This window comes from Sulfitobacter sp., from assembly GCF_041552635.1.
Lineage (GTDB): Bacteria > Pseudomonadota > Alphaproteobacteria > Rhodobacterales > Rhodobacteraceae > Sulfitobacter.
Map to the genome: position 1 here is coordinate 1 of NZ_JBFEKM010000310.1, position 2,436 is coordinate 2,436.

Below are 2,436 nucleotides of genomic sequence, written 5' to 3' on the forward strand. Positions count from 1 at the left end.
TGGACCTGTCGCGCTTTCGTGCCGCCCCAAGTGCTCGTTTAAGCCACCTTTCGTTCGAAGGCGACAGGACTTTTCCAGCCCAGTGCTGAGTGGCGGCGACGCGGATTGTAGAAGCCGTTGATGTATTCGAAGATCGCCATTTCAGCCTGCCGCCGCGTTTCCCATGACCGCCGCCAGATCAACTCGGCTTTGATCGTCTTGAAGAAGGTTTCGACGGCGGCATTGTCATAACAATTGCCTTTGCCGCTCATGGACACCTTGAAGCCATTCTGGCGCAGGATTTTCTGGTAGTCATGGGAACAATATTGCGACCCGCGATCCGTATGATGGATACAGCCTTTGGGCGGCTGCCGGAACGCGATGGCCATATTCAACGCCCGGATCGCCAAGTCGCGCTTCATGCGATTGCTCACTGCCCAGCCGATGATACGACGGGAATGCAAGTCGAGGATCACAGCCAAGTAAAGCCAGCCCTCACGGGTCCAAACGTAGCTGATATCACCCGCCCATTTCTGGTTTGGCACATCTGCCATGAAGTCACGGTCCAGCAGGTTCGGTGCGATATTGAACTTATGATCACTGTCTGTCGTCACCTTGTGCTTACGTGTTCTGACCACTGATATGCCGTTCTGGCGCATCAATCTGCCGACGCGGCGGTGGCCTATATCCAGTCCAATTTCCTTCAGCTCTTCGGTCATTCGCGGGCGACCATAGCTGCCCAAGCTGAGACGGGACTGTTCCTTAATATGCGCCAGAGTGACCAAGTCAGACCGCTGTCGGCGGCTGGCTGGACGGGTGCGCCAAGCCCGCAATCCGCGCGTGCTAACACCGACAACATGGCACAGGCGATTGGTCGGGAAGTTATCTCGATGTTCTTCCCCTCTCGGGATCATGCTTCGCATAACCCTGCCGGGCAGTGAATAAACCTAAACCTCATTGCTTTAGGCCCGCGAAGAACTGGGTGGCTTTTTTTAGGATGTCCCGCTTGTCTTATCTAAAACGTGGCTCTTGTGCGATACAGGAGCCGTCGTCCGGCACGGCATTTATGCCGGGCGACGGCGAGGGTCAGATCGTTTCCCGCTCGGTCGTGATGGACCGTGGAGGAGTAAGGTCGCCCTCGTCTTTTCTCATGACCTGAACGGATACTTGGGCGCCGTTTTAGCGGTGGGCCCGTATGACAAGACAAGGTGGAAAAGACATATGAACAATACCATTGGCATCGACGTTTCCAAAGACACGCTTGATGTTCATCGATTGGCCGACGGTCAGCACAAGCAGTTCTTGAACAGCAAAACCGGACATGCGCATTTGATTAAGTGGATTGAATTGCAGCCTGACCCGCTGATCATCTTTGAAGCGACAGGGGCGTATCATAGGTTGTTGGAGCGGAAGCTTGGCAACCGACCGATCCGATTTGTCAAAGTGAACCCAAAGCAGGCCCGTAGATTTGCCCAGGCAAGTGGTAAACTGGCAAAGACAGATCGTGTTGATTGCGAGATGTTGGCGAAAATGGGGGCTGCCTTGCAGTTGGTTCCAAAACCTCTCACAGCAGAAAGCTTGTATGATCTCAGAGACTTATTGTGCGCACGGCGGGCTCTCATAAAAGATCGTACAGCTGCTAAGGCTCGCAACGCAACGGTGACGCATGCACTTTTGAAGGGGCAACTTACCAAGCGCCTGCGCCATATTGAGTGTGATATTGCTAAAATTGATACCGCGATGTTGGCGCTGGCTAACCAAGATCAGCAAATGCGTGAACGACTGGACATTTTGTCCAGCATTCCTGGCATCGGTGTGACTACGGCACTCATGATCCTGGTGGACATGCCAGAGATCGGCGGGCTGGACGGCAAACAAGTCGCAAGCCTTGCTGGCCTCGCACCGATGTCACAAAGCTCAGGCAAATGGCAGGGAAAGGCACGGATACAAGGCGGTCGCCCAAATCTACGACACGCCATCTTCATGCCCGCGCTGGTCGCGATCCGTCACAACGCGGATATGAAAGCCAAATACAATCAACTCATCGCTGTCGGGAAAGAAAAGAAAGTCGCCATTACAGCAGTCATGCGCAAACTGCTTGTCCTCGCAAATGCCTTACTGCGCGATCAACGAAAATGGGTCGAAAACATGGCTTGACCAAGACGGATACTCCTCCTTGAGAATGCGGACCTCGCGCCGAAGCCGGTCATTCTCTCGGGCGAGGCTCAAATCCTCTTTCGACACCACATCCGTATCTCGGTGAGCTGTGATCCACTTGTTCAGCGTCGACATCCCGACGCCAAGATCATCCGCCACTTCCTTGCGTGTAAGTCCGCTGGTCAGTGCGATACGCACCGCATCTTTGCGGAATTCGTCTGTCCGTTTCAGTCCCATAGTCCGTCTCCTTTGTTGCAGTAAATGCTATCAAAGGAGCGGCATCAAACCGCGACAGGTCCA

1 protein-coding gene and 2 pseudogenes are annotated in these 2,436 nt (G+C 54.1%); 1 reads left to right on the forward strand and 2 read right to left on the reverse strand.

All coding sequences use genetic code 11. The features are described 5' to 3' along the window. Positions 1-38: 38 nt before the first annotated feature. Positions 39-973: pseudogene (locus ABYT07_RS20470) on the reverse strand (IS3 family transposase); the annotation flags it as partial. A gap of 227 nt (positions 974-1,200) precedes the next feature. Here ABYT07_RS20470 and ABYT07_RS20475 point away from each other — a divergent pair. Then, positions 1,201-2,136, forward strand: a complete 936-nt coding sequence (locus ABYT07_RS20475; RefSeq protein WP_372993847.1) for an IS110 family transposase — start codon at positions 1,201-1,203, stop codon at positions 2,134-2,136. A 12-nt stretch (positions 2,137-2,148) separates the two neighbouring features. Here ABYT07_RS20475 and ABYT07_RS20480 read toward each other — a convergent pair. Next, positions 2,149-2,373, reverse strand: a pseudogene (locus ABYT07_RS20480) (transposase); the annotation flags it as partial. Positions 2,374-2,436 lie beyond the last annotated feature (63 nt).